At 46.1% G+C, this 16305-nt stretch carries 14 protein-coding genes; all 14 read right to left on the bottom strand.

Translation table 11 applies throughout. The features are described 5' to 3' along the window. Positions 1–91: 91 nt before the first annotated feature. The 14 genes from G475_RS0109670 to yfmF all read right to left on the bottom strand — a co-directional run bounded on the left by G475_RS0109670 (position 92) and on the right by yfmF (position 16290). Entirely contained in the window at positions 92–1768 is a 1677-nt protein-coding gene (locus tag G475_RS0109670) for an ABC-ATPase domain-containing protein (RefSeq protein ID WP_026701129.1), read from the bottom strand. 406 nt (positions 1769–2174) lie between these two features. Next, positions 2175–2435, bottom strand: coding sequence for a stage V sporulation protein S (locus G475_RS0109665; protein WP_026701128.1), 261 nt, complete (start codon positions 2433–2435; stop codon positions 2175–2177). A 113-nt stretch (positions 2436–2548) separates the two neighbouring features. Next, a complete protein-coding gene (locus G475_RS0109660; RefSeq protein WP_026701127.1) occupies positions 2549–3343 on the bottom strand; it encodes a TIGR00282 family metallophosphoesterase in 795 nt (264 codons plus the stop codon). Between the two features lie 184 nt (positions 3344–3527). Beyond that, complete coding sequence (gene rny / locus G475_RS0109655; RefSeq protein WP_026701126.1) at positions 3528–5093, bottom strand: ribonuclease Y; 1566 nt, start codon at positions 5091–5093, stop codon at positions 3528–3530. Positions 5094–5616: 523 nt separating this feature from the next. Beyond that, positions 5617–6669 carry a recombinase RecA gene (gene recA, locus G475_RS0109645; RefSeq protein ID WP_026701124.1) on the bottom strand — a complete coding sequence of 351 codons (1053 nt, stop codon included), beginning with the start codon at positions 6667–6669 and terminating at the stop codon, positions 5617–5619. 369 nt (positions 6670–7038) lie between these two features. Further along, entirely contained in the window at positions 7039–8649 is a 1611-nt protein-coding gene (locus tag G475_RS0109640) for a DEAD/DEAH box helicase (RefSeq protein WP_026701123.1), read from the bottom strand. A 101-nt stretch (positions 8650–8750) separates the two neighbouring features. Next, positions 8751–9977 (bottom strand): competence/damage-inducible protein A, encoded by a 1227-nt coding sequence (locus tag G475_RS0109635; protein WP_026701122.1) that lies wholly within the window; start codon positions 9975–9977, stop codon positions 8751–8753. A gap of 31 nt (positions 9978–10008) precedes the next feature. Beyond that, positions 10009–10587, bottom strand: a complete 579-nt coding sequence (gene pgsA, locus G475_RS0109630; RefSeq protein ID WP_026701121.1) for a CDP-diacylglycerol--glycerol-3-phosphate 3-phosphatidyltransferase — start codon at positions 10585–10587, stop codon at positions 10009–10011. A 192-nt stretch (positions 10588–10779) separates the two neighbouring features. Next, a complete protein-coding gene (locus G475_RS0109625) occupies positions 10780–11709 on the bottom strand; it encodes a helix-turn-helix domain-containing protein (protein WP_026701120.1) in 930 nt (309 codons plus the stop codon). 16 nt (positions 11710–11725) lie between these two features. Next, positions 11726–12502, bottom strand: a complete 777-nt coding sequence (locus G475_RS0109620) for a DUF3388 domain-containing protein (protein ID WP_026701119.1) — start codon at positions 12500–12502, stop codon at positions 11726–11728. A gap of 154 nt (positions 12503–12656) precedes the next feature. Continuing rightward, positions 12657–12914, bottom strand: coding sequence for a DUF3243 domain-containing protein (locus G475_RS0109615; protein ID WP_026701118.1), 258 nt, complete (start codon positions 12912–12914; stop codon positions 12657–12659). Between the two features lie 82 nt (positions 12915–12996). Next, complete coding sequence (gene ymfI / locus G475_RS0109610) at positions 12997–13716, bottom strand: elongation factor P 5-aminopentanone reductase (protein WP_026701117.1); 720 nt, start codon at positions 13714–13716, stop codon at positions 12997–12999. A gap of 1 nt (position 13717) precedes the next feature. Next, positions 13718–15013, bottom strand: a complete 1296-nt coding sequence (gene yfmH, locus G475_RS0109605) for an EF-P 5-aminopentanol modification-associated protein YfmH (RefSeq protein ID WP_026701116.1) — start codon at positions 15011–15013, stop codon at positions 13718–13720. Further along, positions 15010–16290 carry an EF-P 5-aminopentanol modification-associated protein YfmF gene (gene yfmF / locus G475_RS0109600; protein ID WP_051302367.1) on the bottom strand — a complete coding sequence of 427 codons (1281 nt, stop codon included), beginning with the start codon at positions 16288–16290 and terminating at the stop codon, positions 15010–15012. Before yfmF ends, yfmH begins: the two co-directional genes overlap by 4 nt. Between the last annotated feature and the right edge of the window lie 15 nt (positions 16291–16305).

Below are 16305 nucleotides of genomic sequence, written 5' to 3'. Positions count from 1 at the left end.
TTGTATGAACAGAAATACTTCCCTTGAAATTATACCGCCTATACCCCCGGAAAACAATAGTGCGCCGCTGAAGAAACGACGCACTGCTTTCTTATATTATTTTTAATGAACGGTGCCGGTTAATGGCAGCCGCCAGTTCAAAACGACGAGGCCAGGCCAGGTCGCCGGGATGCTGCCCCTGAAACGGGGAGACCACATCAAGTCCTTCGCTTTCTACCTGCCTTTCAATAAGGTGCAGAATATCTTCAAGCGGCGCTTCTTTTCCAAGCTTTCGCACAGCATGACGAATCATCGCGGCGATGGCGTTGGTCTGGCTTGGGTTGATTAACTGTTCCACTCCGGATAGATCAATGGTGTCTTTGCCGTACATAATGGTGTGCAGGCCTTTGCCGCTCACTTTTTCTTTTTTACCCTTTTGAGCTTCAAAGCTGGCTAACTGAACGGTACGCGGAGTAATTTCCCCAAAAGAGGTCCCCGCTTCTTTCTTCCGGTCGCTGCCAAAATTTTCGGCAATCCGTTTTGCTTCCTCTGTCACATCCCTGGGCAGATACTCTTCCATCATCACAACCCGATCTGCTACATCAAAATAATCACCTGCTCCTCCGACGACAAGAATGGTCGAAACACCGTGTTCGTCATGCAGCGCTCTTACTTTGTCAATGAACGGAGTAATTGGTTCTTTCTCTTTTGCCACAAGCTCCTGCATCCGTCCATCCCGTATCATGAAGTTGGTGGCGCTGGTATCTTCATCCATCAGCAGACACTGGGTTCCGGCTTCCAGACTTTCCATAATATTCGCAGCCTGGGATGTACTGCCGCTGGCGTTATCTGTAGAAAAAACTTGGGTATCCTTTTGAATCGGGAGATTGGAAATGAATGGAGATATATTTACACTGGATACACTTCTTCCATCCTCCGCCCGAACCTTGCAGGCAGAATCATTCGTGATCACAAACTCTCTTCCATCTCCGGCACGGTGGTTATATACACCGCGTTCTACCGCTTCCAGCAGCGTACTTTTCCCGTGATAACCGCCGCCGACTATGATATTGATACCTTCTTTCAAGGCCATTCCCCGAATCGGGCCGCGGTGGGGAAGCTCTATTTCAACTTCCTGTGAAGCAGGAGACTGAAAGGGAACAACCTGGCTGTCCTGGAGAGGTTTATTACTAATCCCGCTTTGCCGCGGCAGTACAGAACCATTCGCTACAAAAGTGATATAGTCCTTTTCTTTTAAATAGCGGCGTACAGTTTCCTGTTGATCAGCAAGCTGCAAGCTTTTTTCCAGCTCCTGTCGTTGGTAATGGATGACGGCCTGGTTAATCACAGCAGGAAGGTCCTTTGTCAGGCGCTGTTTCGCCTGTTTTCCAAGTATTGTCCTTCCTTTTGCCGGGAAGTGAATGGAAAGACGAATATCGAGTTCATCCTTTTTCAGGACCACGGCTGTGCGGTCCATCACCTCCTGTCCCGGACCATCAATAACGATGGCTTTCCTTTGGTTTTCCTTATTTAACTCCTTCTGTACTTGTCTGGCAAAAAAATCAATCGCGGCCACTCTTCTTGCACTGGTTTTGTCACATTCCGCGTCCAGCCCAAGATCCTTTCGTTTTAACACAACCCTCGCGCGGGAAGGACTCGCAAATGGATCCGCCTGTACATGATCGATATGAAGCGTAAATTTGCGGAAAGAATAAGACCCCTTTGTATCATTGTAAGCTTTGTACCCTTTGTTATCGATTCGATCCAGAATGTTGATTAACTGCTGCAACGATTGGCACGCTCCTTTCCTTATCCTTACGTTTATGTCCGGTAACTCCCTGTTTTAAACGGAAAAAAATGACCCGGTTTCCCCAGACCATTCCCATCCTTACAAAAAGTGATACGTTTTCCATCATCCTTTGGCCTGTCAACGCTCCTTTATCTATCACCAGCGTCTGCAGGGCTGATTCACCGCCTTCGGGTCCCGGGCAACAGGTTATAAGAATTCTTTTTACCGTATCAAGTGTATCGTATGACCCAGCCCGATTGCAAACGCACCTTCGTCTCCTTCGGAACCGGTACCTCCAGGTAGATTGTTAGTATTTTTTCAGTCGAAACGCAGAAGCTGAAGACCCAAGTCACAGAAAAACCCGGCCTGCCTCCGAGGCAGCACCGGGTGTACCATCCAAATAACGTTAACGGGGCTCTATGATAAGTTTTATTGCCGTTCGTTCTTCTCCATCAATTTGAATATCTGTGAAAGCAGGAATACAAATAAGATCAATACCGCTTGGAGCCACAAAGCCCCGGGCTATCGCTATCGCTTTTATAGACTGATTCAGGGCACCCGCACCAATCGCTTGAATTTCGGCAGCGCCTCTTTCCCGGATGACTCCCGCTAATGCGCCTGCAACTGAATTTGGAGTGGATTTGGCTGATACTTTTAATACTTCCATCTTTAGTACCTCCTTATGTGGTATAATGCCCCTCTGTATTGTATATTCACGATATTGCCTTTGTATTCCTTCTTCCCGGCTGCATTATTTTCTAAATTTTCTAATCGTAACCGTCACTCATAGAACGGCTGCTCTTCACTTATTTGAATGCGTTCTATGTTCTTGGCTTGGCCTGTTTTTCTATCAACTTCAATCAGGGTCCCATTTAATTGTTCCCTTCCACCCGCAACTTCAAACCTTACGGGGAGGTTTGTTAAAAATTTATTAATAATCGCTTCTTTCTCCATGCCTAAAATGCCATCCATCGGCCCTGTCATCCCGGCGTCGCTGATATATCCTGTGCCTTTAGGGAGGACACGGTTATCTGCTGTCTGGACATGCGTGTGAGTGCCGACCACAGCCGTGACTCTTCCGTCAAGATACCAGCCCATTGCCTGTTTCTCACTCGTTGTTTCCGCATGAAAATCAACAAAAATGTACGGCGTTCGTTTTCTCAATTCCTTTACTATCTGATCTGCTTTTTTAAACGGACAGTCATTCGGCTGCATAAAGGTGCGTCCGATCAGGTTTACCACACCGATTTCCAGGTCATTAACTTTCAGAAGCGTGTACCCGCTTCCGGGTGTTTCTTCCGGAAAATTGGCCGGACGGATCATGGAAGAAGCGCGATCCATAAATTCAAAAATCTCCTTGTTATCCCAGGTGTGATTTCCAAGCGTCACAGCCTGAGCTCCTGTTTCAAGAAATACTTTATAGATTTTCTCTGTGATCCCTTTGCCGCCGGCCGCATTTTCTCCATTGATGATGGTTACAGCGGGCTTGTACTTTTTCTTCAATTTTGGCAGGTATTCCTGCACCATTTGTCTGCCCGGCCTGCCCACAACATCGCCAATAAATAATAGTTTCATACGTCTACCCTTTCTATTCTCAAGTAAGCTCCTGCAACCCTGTTATATCAAATGTATCCATGAAAAGCAATTTCTCCGTTCCGGCTCCCTTTCTGCCATTGGCCTTCCTGTGGAACCCCGGTCAAACACAGCAGGAACAGCATCTGTTTTATTTGACAAAAAAATAAAGCGGCGTGCTGCCGCTTTATTTTGCGTATTCCACTGCTCTTGTTTCCCGGATCACTGTCACGCGGATATGCCCGGGGTAATCGAGTTCACTCTCAATCTGTTTCGTAATGTCCCGGGCCAACCGATGAGCAATCATATCATCTACCAGATCCGGCTTTACCATAATCCGAACTTCGCGTCCAGCCTGAATGGCGTAAGTTTTCTCCACTCCTTCAAAGGACTCAGCGATTTCTTCCAGTTTTTCAAGACGCCGGATATAGGTTTCCAGGGTTTCCCGTCTGGCTCCAGGCCTTGCTGCCGACAATGTATCCGCAGCTGCGACCAGCGTTGAAATAACCGAAGTCGCCTCCGTATCTCCGTGGTGGGACGCAATACTGTTAATGACTACCTCATTTTCATTATACTTCTGCGCCAGTTCCACACCAATTTCAACGTGGCTTCCTTCTACTTCATGATCAATCGCTTTTCCAATATCATGCAGAAGACCGGCGCGCTTGGCTAATTGTTCATCTTCACCAAGTTCTGCAGCCATAAGAGCAGTTAAATGCGCTACTTCCATGGAATGTTTTAATACATTCTGCCCATAACTGGAACGGAATTTCATCCGGCCAAGAATTTTAATCAAATCCGGATGCAGCCCGTGAATGCCCATTTCAAAAGTTGCTTCTTCCCCGTACTCACGGATGGCATCATCCACTTCACGCCGTGACTTTTCCACTGTTTCTTCTATACGGGCCGGATGAATTCTTCCATCCTGTACGAGTTTATCCAATGCCGTTCTCGCAATTTCCCGGCGGATGGGATCAAATCCGGAAAGGATGACAGCTTCCGGGGTATCATCGATGATAAGATCTATTCCTGTCAACGTCTCTAGAGCCCGGATGTTTCTGCCTTCTCTGCCGATAATACGTCCTTTCATTTCATCATTCGGCAGGTTGACAACGGATACTGTGGTTTCTGCAATATGATCTGCAGCACAGCGTTGAATAGCAAGAGAGAGAATCTGACGCGCCTTTTTATCCGCTTCTTCTTTTGCTTTATCCGTATATTCCTTTACCATCAGAGCCGAATCATGTTCGAGCTCCTGTTTCATATCATTCTTGATAATCTCCCTGGCTTCTTCACGGGTCATTCCTGAAATTCTTTCCAATTCTTCCTGTTGTTTAGATAAAATCTCCTCCACTTTGCTGTTTTGTTCATCTACCTGTCGTTGTTTATCGGCGAGAGATTCTTCTCTCTTTTCCAACGATTCTTCTTTTTTGTCCAAAGTTTCGCTTTTACGGTCAAGAATCTCTTCTTTTTGCATTAAGCGGTTTTCTTGCTTTTGAACTTCGTTTTTACGTTCTCGCAAATCCTGCTCTGCTTCTTCACGGAGCTTATGCGCTTCATCCTTGGCTTCCAGGACGGCTTCCTTTTTACTCGCTTCCGCCTGCCGCTCGGCATCCTCTACGATTTGCCTGGAAGCTTGTTCCGCGCTCGCTATCTTCGCTTCCGCTGTTGATTTACGAACAAAATAACCAATCAATCCACTCAAAGCTGCAACGACAACAAGCAAAATGGAGATGAGAAAGATGTTATCCAAGTCTTTTCACCTCCTCTTGCTATCTGTTTGTTCCCTTCTTTGCTTTATTATTTACGAAGGGCGTCATGTTTCGTTTGTTGGAACCACATACAGCATAAAATAAATGAATGTTTCTTTGACGTGGTGTGACCGGTTGCGCCACTAACGCAAAAGGACAAACTGCCTTTTGCGTTCTTCATCAGTAATAAAGAAAAAACGCTCCGTTACGGTAAACATTCTAAATATGCTAAAAAAGCATCATTCACCTCAATTGTATCCTTCCGTCTAATACATGTCAAGACTTGCCAAAGCGGCAGGCCCTGCGGTTGAGACGTAAAGACCGGTCTCACACTCTCCTGCCAAACCATTGGACACGGAGCTTTCACCTCCAGAATCCAACGAAGGATAAGAAAAATAGAGCTGGAAGCCCGCCGGAATTTGTCCTTTTGATTCAAGGCCTGCGCTGCAGTCCGCAAAAATTTTATATTTTCCCTTTGCCAACGATCAAGAAAAGGCTGTCCTTTTGGCACAGCCCTTTTCCTATTTATTCATTATTGTCTGCGTCCAGCGGCAGTCCTTCTTCTTCTGTTTCTGCCGGATCTGCCTGTACGGTATCGAGGTTGTAATAATCGCGGATACTCTTTTCAATCGAGTCCGTAACGGCCGGGTTCTCTTTTAAATACTGCTTTGCATTTTCCCGTCCCTGTCCCAGACGGTCTCCTTCATAAGAGTACCAGGCTCCGCTTTTTTGAATCACCTCCAGCTCAGCTCCCATATCAAGGACAGATCCTTCTCTGGAAATACCTTCCCCGTACATGATATCCACTTCCGCCTGCTTAAAGGGAGGGGCCACCTTATTCTTTACAATTTTCACCCTCGTTTTGTTTCCAACCATTTCATTCCCCTGCTTGAGTGTTTCCGCCCGGCGCACTTCCAGCCTCACACTCGAATAGAACTTTAGAGCTCTGCCGCCTGTTGTCGTTTCAGGGCTTCCAAACATGACCCCTACTTTTTCCCGGATCTGATTAATAAACATGGCGATGGAGTTGGACTTACTAATAGCACCGGAAAGCTTCCGAAGAGCCTGGGACATTAACCTTGCCTGCAGTCCGACATGGCTGTCTCCCATTTCCCCTTCAATTTCGGCTTTTGGCACAAGGGCTGCGACAGAATCCACGACAATAATATCGACTGCCGCACTGCGGACAAGCGCTTCAGCAATTTCCAAAGCTTGTTCCCCGGTATCCGGCTGGGATAACAACAGCTCATCAATATCCACTCCCAGATTCTGTGCGTAAACTGGATCGAGCGCATGCTCGGCGTCTATAAAGGCTGCCTGGCCGCCCTGGCGTTGAATTTCTGCAATCGAATGCAGAGCGACCGTCGTTTTACCGGATGACTCCGGTCCGAACACTTCGACAATCCGTCCCCGCGGATAACCGCCCACTCCAAGAGCTACATCAATGGCAAGGGCCCCGCTTGAAAAGGTAGATACTTTTCGTTCCGCCTGTTCCCCAAGTTTCATAATAGAGCCTTTTCCAAATTGTTTTTCAATATTTCTCAGCGCCTGATCCAGCGCCGTTTTTCGTTCACTCATGATATCTCTCCTTTTTGAAGATAAAGGCCGGTCCTGTCCGTCTGCCGTCCCCTTAAAGCAGATAGAACACGACGGCCGGTTTTCCCTTATTAGAAAGGGGACCGTTTATTGTTGTACCACCATGTTTATCATATCTTGTTTTTAACTGTTTGCCAATAGGTTTCACGAACATTTATTCGTTTTTTTGCAATCAGCAGACTGAAAGGCCGATAAAGACTGAACTTCAGAACCCTGTCTGAAATGCTCCTCCTTGTCCCGGGCGGGGATATGAAAGATGGCGGCAGGCACGGCAGCTTATACAAGCCTGCGCGCTTAAAAAAACTGTTCAAAGGCAGGGCCGTTGAACAGTTTTTTGCTGCAGCTCTACATTTATTTAGAGGACCGCTGCCCTGCCGAAGAACCTGTCTTTTTTGGGCGCGGTTTGGCCGGTTCCAGATTTACTCTGGCGCCATTGATACGGGAATACCGCAGGGCTTCATAAACAAACGGGGCCACTTCTTCCGGCACTTCCACAAATGTAAAGTTTTCAAATATATCAATACGTCCGATTGCTTTACCCGGGATGCCGACAGCGTCGGAAATCTCCTGTATGAGGATTTTCGGAGTCATACTTACATTTCTTCCCACATTGATGAAGAATCGAATCATTCCTTTGGCGCCGCCTGTTTCCCCAAAGTTATATCCATCGTTTGTTTCATTCAGAGATGCTGAAAAATTCATTTTCATTAAGGAACGGATAACGTTTTTAGGGTCGTATTCCGCCAGCAGTTCATCTGCTATATCATCAAACAAAGAAAGACTCTGCTCGTCCTGAAATTGGTCGACAATCAGCTTCTTCCAGGATTCCTGCTGCTTTTCCACGACTTCCTCAATCGTTGGCACACTTTGAGTAGGAATCACCATTTTAATTTCCTCTTCAATGGATCGAAGGTGTTTCATCTCTCTTGGAGTGACCAGTGTAAGAGCCTGGCCTTTACGGCCGGCACGACCAGTTCTGCCGATACGGTGAACATAACTTTCCGGATCCTGCGGAATATCATAATTTATGACATGGCTCACGCTTAAGACGTCGATACCGCGGGCGGCCACATCTGTCGCCACCAAAAATTCAATGGTGCCCCTGCGGAATTTATTCATTACTTCGTCACGCTGGGATTGGGTCAGGTCGCCATGCAGCCCATCTGCAAGATAACCCCGCGCTTGAAGAGCTTCTGCCAATTCCGCTACTCCTTTTTTCGTCCGGCAGAAGATAATGCCGAGCTCAGGGTCCTGACTATCCAGAATACGGCAGAGGGATTCTTGTTTATTACGTTCCAGCACTTTGTAATAAACCTGGTCAATCGAAGGTGCCGTTACTTCGCTTTTGTTGACGGAAACCGTTGTCGGCTTGACCATGTATCTTTTCGAAAGCTTGCGGATAGCTGGAGGAATGGTCGCAGAAAACAAAAGCGTCTGCCGATCCACATTAATCTGTTTTAGTATAGTTTCAATATCCTCAATAAATCCCATATCAAGCATTTCATCCGCTTCGTCGAGAACGACAGTCCTCACCCGGTCCAGTTTCAGCGTCTTCCGGCGCAAATGATCCTGCACACGCCCCGGGGTTCCTATGACAATCTGCACCCCCTGCTTTAATGCTTTTATCTGATGGCCGATCGATTGACCGCCGTATATCGGAAGCGTACGGATATCCAGATGTTTGGAAAGCTTCTGCAGCTCACCGGATACTTGAATAGCCAGTTCTCTTGTTGGAGTAAGAATCATCGCCTGGACATGATTTTCATTCGTAATGCGGTTAATCAGCGGAATACCAAATGCCGCTGTCTTTCCCGTTCCTGTCTGGGCCTGAGCAATTAAATCCTTGGACTGCAGAATTTCCGGTATTGCTTTCTCCTGGACCGGGGAAGGCTCTTCAAAACCCATTTCCCTGATCGCTTTCTTTATTTCTTCTTTTACATCAAAATCGTTAAAGTACATTATTTGTTACCACCTTTTCTTTTTAGAAAAACCCGGCTTAACCCGAGTTCATACGGCGGAGGCCGAAGTTTTCCTTATACTGAGCACGGATAAGAAACGAAAGCTTATCTGTGCAATAAAAACCAGCAGCCGTAATACACCGCGAGGCGGCGGATATGTTCACGGCTTCCTGTGAGATTTAATAAATGAGAGGTGACCTGCCTGGAATCAGCCACACCGATCCACACCGTTCCCGGCTCTTTCCCCTCTATTGACCCGGGGCCGGCCGTTCCGGTGAAACTGATACCGATCCTGCTCCCGTACATACGGCGGACTTTCTCTGCCATCTGTTCCGCGCACTCGCTGCTCACGGCGCCATGGTGAGCAATTACGTCAGCATCCACCCCTAATACTTTTGTTTTCGCCTGCTCCGTGTAAACCGTCACCGCTCCTTCTAATATTCCTGAAGCTCCGGGGATATCGACCAGGGCTTTAGAAAACCATCCGCCGGTTATACTTTCCGCCGCAGCTATCGTCAAGCCGTTATCTGTAAACATTCGAACTACCTGAGAGGGCAGTGTTTCCTTTTCTTTCCCATACAGGTACTTGCCAACTTTGTTCTGAATCTGTGCTTCAACGGTATCCAGCATTTTTTCTGCCTCCGCCCGCCCGGCGGCTTTGGCAGTCAATCTTACCGTTACCTCTCCGTCCGAAGCCAGAGGAGCGATCGTTGGGTTTGTCTGATGTTGAATGAGATCAATCAACTGTTCCTCCAGACGTGACTCTCCAATGCCAAAAAAACGCAGAACGCGTGATAAAACAAGGGCATTTTCATCTAATCTATTCAGAAGATAAGGCTTCACATCGTTTTCAAACATGTGCTTTAACTCACGGGGCGGCCCCGGAAGCAGTAAAAAAAGCGTGTCTTCATGTTCTAACCCTATACCGCAGGCAAATCCGGCTCTATTATAAAATACATCACTGCTTTCTGTATAGAGAGCCTGCTTTTTATTGTTCTGCGGCATGGGACTTCCTTTTTTTGCAAAATAGTCTTCAACTTTCTTCAGAGAGGCTTCATGGTAAAAAAGCTGTTTCCCTGTAAAACGAGCAAGCGTTTCTTTTGTCAGATCATCCTCTGTCGGACCGAGGCCCCCTGAGACAATTATTGTATCTGCCCGTTCCGATGCTTCCTTTAGTGCCTCCAGCAGACGTTCTTCATTGTCCCCGACGACAGTATGCCGATATACATTAATTCCAATCCCTGCTAGTTCTGTGGAAAGGTACTGTCCATTTGTGTCTGCGATCTGTCCTAATAAGAGTTCCGAGCCGACTGCAATGATTTCTGCGTTCATTCCTATCCTCCTGTTACTCCTGTTACTCCTGTTACATCGATTGCCTGAATATATGTTTGTTTTTCACAAAATAATCAATACCCGATAAAATGGTAAGCACTACCGCCGCCCACATCAATAGCATTCCTACAGGAAGATTCCATCCAGCAAACGGAACATTGTGCAGTAACAATACAGCCAGCGCTGCCATTTGAAACACTGTCTTCCACTTAGCCAGTCCGCTGGCTGCAATAACATTTCCTTCCGAAGCAGCAACAAGCCGCATTCCCGTCACCGCAAATTCTCGGCTTAAAATAACAATCCCCATCCAGGCCGGAAGCAGTCCCATTTCAATCAGCGAAAGCAGCGCAGCCGTAACGAGCAGTTTATCGGCCAGGGGATCAAGAAACTTCCCAAAATTACTGACAAGATTATATTTTCTCGCAAAATACCCATCAAGCCAGTCCGTGGCTGCCGCGATAACAAATAATAAAGCACCCGCCGCATGCGTGGATGGAAGCGGGATGCCATTTATATTTATGTTCCCCAGCGAAAGCGGAGCAAGCATTAATACCATAAACACAGGAATTAAAAGTATCCGGGCAATGGTAATTTGGTTTGGCAGATTCATGGTAAAAACCCTCGTTTCGTTCCAGTTCACCTGATCTTCTACAGCAATTTTTCACCCGCTCGTTCAGAATTCACCCATCATTGTACCATAATATCTTTCGAAAAGTGACTCAAAGCATATAAAAAACACCTTAAAATCCAGCCGTTTCTCATAAGGAAACCCCGGGAGGCAGGAAAACCCGGGGTTAAAAAGCTATTGAGGCTGTTTGTCAAAAATAAGATGCTGATGCACGCTGTCGATCGGATATTCCACTTCCTCACCGTTAAAACGTACAATGACATTAGGAGAACTTCCGATATTAATTTTGACATAGTCTTCACCGCTAAGATCCATTTCCACGGTATCCCCGGCCTGCAGTCCCGATACATCCTCCAGACTGCTTCCTTCTTCGTCTTCCACCGCAAGCCATGCATCACCGGTTAGTTCAAGTTCAATTATCATTTCATCCGCCCCGGATACATCAAAAACAGAGCGGTTCCCCTGGGTGGTTTCCACAAATTCTGGCTGAACGGCCTCTTCTGTTTCTTCCTCTTCTTCCCCAGCACTGCTATTTTGTTCGGTCGAGTCTCCAGAGTCCGGCTCCTCCTCCGCCTTTCCTTCATCCTTTTCCTGTTCAGGGACGTCCCGGCCTTCTTCCGACTCTGACTCGTTTTCTCCCGCTTCTTCGTTTGAGTCCATTTCGATCGCCGGATCATCATCAGGCTCGCTGCCTTCCGGATTTCCCTGATCCGTTTCCTGGACCACGAGATATATACCTGCTGCAACGACCAGAAGAAAAAGAATACCCAAGAGAGCCGGCAGGACAGTTGGTTTACGGCCTCTGTTTTTCTGCACTTTAGGCTTTGATTTTTCCGCCCGGGAAGGCAGGTCCGTCGTCTGCTGCTTGGGCTGGGGCAGTTCACTGCCGTAGGTTTCAAATACGTCTTCCGGATTTAATCGTAACGCTTCCGCATAACTTTTTACAAAAGCCCTCGTATAAAAAGCTCCCGGCAGGGAATCATAACGCCCTTCTTCAATAGCCGCGAGATACCTTTTTTGTATCTTAGTCATCTCTTGAAGTCTTTCAATCGATATATCCTGTTCTTCTCTTTTTGTCCTTAAAAATTCACCAAGCTCTGACACTGTTAACACCTACCACTTAACTGATATCGAAAGAAGAAAAACCAGATTCCACTACTTCATATGTAATCTCTTCTGATTCATTGTTCCGCAGTTCAATCATACAATCAAAATCATCAAACGTATACTGGGATTCTCTTATAAAAATATCCGGGTGTTCGATCACTTTAACTGCAGGCAGCTTCATAATATCATGAACAAGCTCCTGATGCTGGCTGGAGGCTCTCATCATTGACACAATTCCATCAACAATGTAAATATGTCCCTTTTCCAGCTCATCCTCTGCCAGCTGGTTCCGAACCGTCTGCCTGAGCAGCGTCGAAGAAATAAAAGACCAGCGTTTATTGGCACATACGCTTGCCGCTACCAGCGATTCGGTTTTCCCTACTCTCGGCATCCCCCGGATACCGACAAGATAATGCCTGTCTTTTTTGAATAATTCCGCCATAAAATCTACTAAAAGACCAAGTTCGTCCCTGACAAACCGAAAGGTCTTTTTATCATCCGCATCCCGTTCTATGTACCGTCCGTGCATGACAGCCAGACGATCTCGAAGCCTCGGTTCTCTTATTTTCCGAACGGTAATATTCTCTATCGTATCAAGGATGGCGCAAAAACGAGATATTTGATCATCATGCCGGCTGCGGATCAACATCCCGCGGCGTCTGTCCTCCACCCCGTTGATCGTAACAATATTAATGGAAAGAATACCGAGTAAAGAAGAAATATCCCCTAAAAGTCCGGGCCGGTTCTGATGAATTTCATATTCAAGATACCACTCCTTCTTTCCTTCCATATCATTCTCTCCCTTTGTGACAGACAATTTCATCGGATATCTGTCATTTTACGCTATTTTTTTTCGTTTGAATAGTGTTATTCCAATTTTAAGAAGAATGTCCTTCTAAAATAGAAACAAACTGCCCTTTACAAGGAAGGGCAGTTTGTATTGTTTAATTCATGGAATCGGACTGTACAAGTTTTACCATCATGTTGGCTATGGCGTGCTGTTCCTCTTCATCAGCAACATGCCATAAATCAGAAAGTATTCGTTCCTGTTCATTTTTTGGGTCGACGGAATTGGCGAGGTATTCGCCTACTTCATAGGCCACTTCCGAGACAACAGTGTCATTCATGCCTTCCTGTTTAGCCTGGTCCAGCCTTCCATCCAAAAACTGTTTCCATTGATCCCAATTATCAAGCACCGACATGATACATTCCCTCCTTCAAGGTAATTTCTATTGTAGTGTTCTCCATGAGAAGGAAATATATGTGTCATCCGCCTTCATTCTTTTACCAGCCGCCATTCACATTTAAAATATGACCGTTAATATAGGAAGAAGACTCCCGCATTAAAAAAACCACTGCTTCTGCCACGTCCTCGGGAACACCAAAACGGCCGGCGGGCACCTCCCCGGCCAGCTCCGCTTTTTCTTCCTCTGTAAACCCGTTCATCATCGGAGTATCCACAATACCGGGCGCCACAGCATTCACCCTCACTCCGGACCGTGCCGTCTCTTTGGCCAGTGCTTTTACAAATGTATTTACTCCGCCTTTCATGGCAGAATAGGCGACTTCAAGGGCTGCTCCCTTTTCTCCCCAAATAGAGGAGATCATCACAATCGTCCCCTTTTTATTCGTTAACATGGAAGGGAGTAACTCGTGTGTCAGCCACATGGCATTTAAAAAATGGATATGAGCCAGCTCATAAAATTCTTTTTCGGAAAGATCCTGATACAACCCGTAAGAAGGTGTGCCGCAGTTATAAACGACATGTCCCACCGGAAAATGCAGCTGCTCTAATAAACAGGCTGCCCCATTTCTTGATGTTAAATCGCTTTGCACTATAACTGCCTGGCTGCCATAGGCCTCACATTCCTGCTTCAGCTGCATTATATTCTCTCTGGAACGATGATAATGGAGAAACAATGCATGTCCTTCTTTGGCAAGGGAAAGGGCAATCGCCCTCCCTATTCCCCCGCTTGCCCCCGTTACCAGCGTAAACTCGCTCATGCTATTCATCCTGCTTTTTTGTGATCTGTGATACAGCTTTTGCTTTTTCCTGGAATAACACAGGAAGTAATTCATTCACTTGATCGCTTGTAATTTCTTCCAACAAGGGGATGACGTCAAACAAATGCAGATCATGAAAGGCATAATCTGTATATTGGTTAGCCATAAATTCCGGGGAATTCAGCTGTTTTAAAAAGTTCCCAATTTTCTTACGGCGCACTCTTTCGATGTTTTCCCTGCTTATTCCCTCCGAAGCTGCTCTGTCCAGCGTCTCTGTTATGCGCTGCACCAATTTATCCGGTTCTGCCGTATCTCCGCCGATAGCAGCAAAAGAAAAGGAACGCTCCAGCATAAATTCTGACGAAAAAGAATCGTCGATCAATCCTTCTTCATAGAGAGATTCATACACATCTGATCCTGCCCCAAACAGAGCTTCCAGCAGTATTTCCACGGTAAGTTCATAACGCAGAAGGGCTTTGCCCTGCTTTTCCGGGAAAGCAATTTTATATCCAACCATACATTTAGGTGTATTGACACTCATGGGAACGACTGTTTTTTCCTGAACCGAATGTTCCGGCTCCTTCTCAAAAATCCGCTCTACTTCCTCTGGATCTTTAAACGTCTTACGAGCTTGATTTTCTTTCACGATATTAATAATATGCGAAGGCTCGGCGTCCCCTGCTACACATAATATCATGTTGCTGGGATGATAAAACGTTTCATAACATTCATATAAGTCATCCTTCGTAATTTCACGAATGGAATCTACTGTGCCGGCAATATCTATTTTTACCGGATGATTGTGATACAATCCAGCCAAAAGATTAAAAAAAAGCTGCCAGTCCGGATTATCTTCATACATCCGGATCTCCTGGGAGATAATACCCTTTTCCTTCTCCACCGTTTCTTCTGTAAAATAAGGATGCTGCACAAAATCCAGCAGCGTTGTTAAATTTTTTTCTGTCTCCTGGGTACTGGAAAACAAATACGCTGTTTTGGTGAAGCTGGTAAATGCATTGGCCGATGCTCCCTGTTCCCCAAACGTCTGAAACACATCGCCTTCTTCATCTTCAAACATTTTATGTTCCAAAAAATGTGCAATCCCATCCGGGACTTTTACCTCCCCTTGTTTACCGATGGGAACAAATCGATTATCAATGGAGCCGTAATTCGTTGTAAATGTCGCAAACGTTTTATGAAACCCCTTTTTCGGCAGGACAAAAATCGTCAAACCATTGGAAAGTTGTTCTTTATAAACTGTCTCCTGGAGTTGGTCAAATGTAATCGTTTCACTCATTTGTTATCCTCCTTGCTGCGCAGAAAGTAGATTGTATCCAGTTCGAGGGTTTCGGCACAAGAAATAACATCTTCCCTGGTAACGTCATCCACCGCCTGCAGCCATTCCTTTATGGTACGGGGATGATCCGCATTCCGCCCCTGATAATATAATTCGATCAACCCCCTAGGATTATCGGTTGTTTCTAAAAGCTGATTTTTCACCATTCCTTTAGTCTGCTCGACATCGCTATCTGCAAACCGGCCCTTTCGTATATCTTCCATCTGTTCTTTAATGATGGCTACCGCTTTTTCATAATCCTCCACTTCAATCCCTGCCATAACAAGAATAATTCCCTTCTGGCTTTCATACCTGGAGGCCGCATAATAGGCCATGCTTTCCTTTTCCCGGACGTTAATAAAAAGTTTTGAGTTCGGAAATCCCCCAAACAATCCGTTCATGACCTGCAGGGCAGGAAAACGGCTGTCGGAAAAAGTGACCGGGGTCCGGTAGCCAAGATGGAGTTTTCCCTGCTGAATATCATCGGTTTCTATTTTTTCCCTTGGCTGGGTTATGCTGTTATGGTTGACTGCTGAGGAGTGGGCAGCAAGCTTTCGATCCGGGTCGAGGGTGAACATTGAGGCGGCCTCTTTAGCTTCTTCTGGTTCCATATCGCCGACGATATAAAGACAGATATCATCCTCTTCCAGCATCCGCCTGTACTCGTCTGTTAGTTCACGAAGTGAAATGTTTTCCACCTCCCCCACTTCTCCGTAAGGGTGGATCGAAAAAGGTTCCGCTTCGCACATCACTTCCAGCAGCCGTTTATTTGCATACCTCATCTTATCATCATAAATAGATTGAATACGCTGTTTTAACGTTCGTTTTTCCTCATTTACTACTTTTTCTGCAAACTTCCCGTCCGGAAGATAAGGGTCTTCCAGCGCATGCTGCAGAAAGGAAATACTTTTGTGGAATAGAGAAGGGGCCTCTTTCAGATATTTTTCATTTGCGATCTCCATCCGCATAGAGATAATGTGATTTTCTCCTTTTTTCTGGACGTCTGTGTGAAACGCCGCCCCGTACAAATCATCGAGATATAGGCGGATTTGTTTCCGGGATCTGAGATCATTTGTTGCGCTTTGCAGCACACTGGCAAGCAGAGCCCTCTTGGCCGCTGTTTCCCTGGTTAATGCGGCTTTTATCTGTAATACAAGTGTAGTTGTTTTATATTTTGCGGTTGGAATTAAATGAACATCCAAACCGCTGCCCTGCACTACTTCTTCTTCCTGTATCATACATTTACCTCCTCC

This window comes from Salibacterium aidingense DSM 18341, from assembly GCF_000429685.1.
Lineage (GTDB): Bacteria > Bacillota > Bacilli > Bacillales > Marinococcaceae > Salibacterium > Salibacterium aidingense.
Note: the sequence above shows the minus strand (reverse complement) of the source record. Positions and strands in the feature narration are given on the sequence as shown.

What these genes read in the sequence shown, in the direction of transcription:
- pgsA (WP_026701121.1), bottom strand. Translation starts at nt 10,587, where the DNA reads ATGAATCTGCCAAACCAAATTACCATTGCCCGGATACTTTTAATTCCT.
- G475_RS0109615 (WP_026701118.1), bottom strand. Translation starts at nt 12,914, where the DNA reads ATGTCGGTGCTTGATAATTGGGATCAATGGAAACAGTTTTTGGATGGA.
- ymfI (WP_026701117.1), bottom strand. Translation starts at nt 13,716, where the DNA reads ATGAGCGAGTTTACGCTGGTAACGGGGGCAAGCGGGGGAATAGGGAGG.
- yfmH (WP_026701116.1), bottom strand. Translation starts at nt 15,013, where the DNA reads ATGAGTGAAACGATTACATTTGACCAACTCCAGGAGACAGTTTATAAA.
- G475_RS0109665 (WP_026701128.1), bottom strand. Translation starts at nt 2,435, where the DNA reads ATGGAAGTATTAAAAGTATCAGCCAAATCCACTCCAAATTCAGTTGCA.
- yfmF (WP_051302367.1), bottom strand. Translation starts at nt 16,290, where the DNA reads ATGATACAGGAAGAAGAAGTAGTGCAGGGCAGCGGTTTGGATGTTCAT.
- recA (WP_026701124.1), bottom strand. Translation starts at nt 6,669, where the DNA reads ATGAGTGAACGAAAAACGGCGCTGGATCAGGCGCTGAGAAATATTGAA.
- G475_RS0109660 (WP_026701127.1), bottom strand. Translation starts at nt 3,343, where the DNA reads ATGAAACTATTATTTATTGGCGATGTTGTGGGCAGGCCGGGCAGACAA.
- G475_RS0109620 (WP_026701119.1), bottom strand. Translation starts at nt 12,502, where the DNA reads ATGGAAGGAAAGAAGGAGTGGTATCTTGAATATGAAATTCATCAGAAC.
- G475_RS0109635 (WP_026701122.1), bottom strand. Translation starts at nt 9,977, where the DNA reads ATGAACGCAGAAATCATTGCAGTCGGCTCGGAACTCTTATTAGGACAG.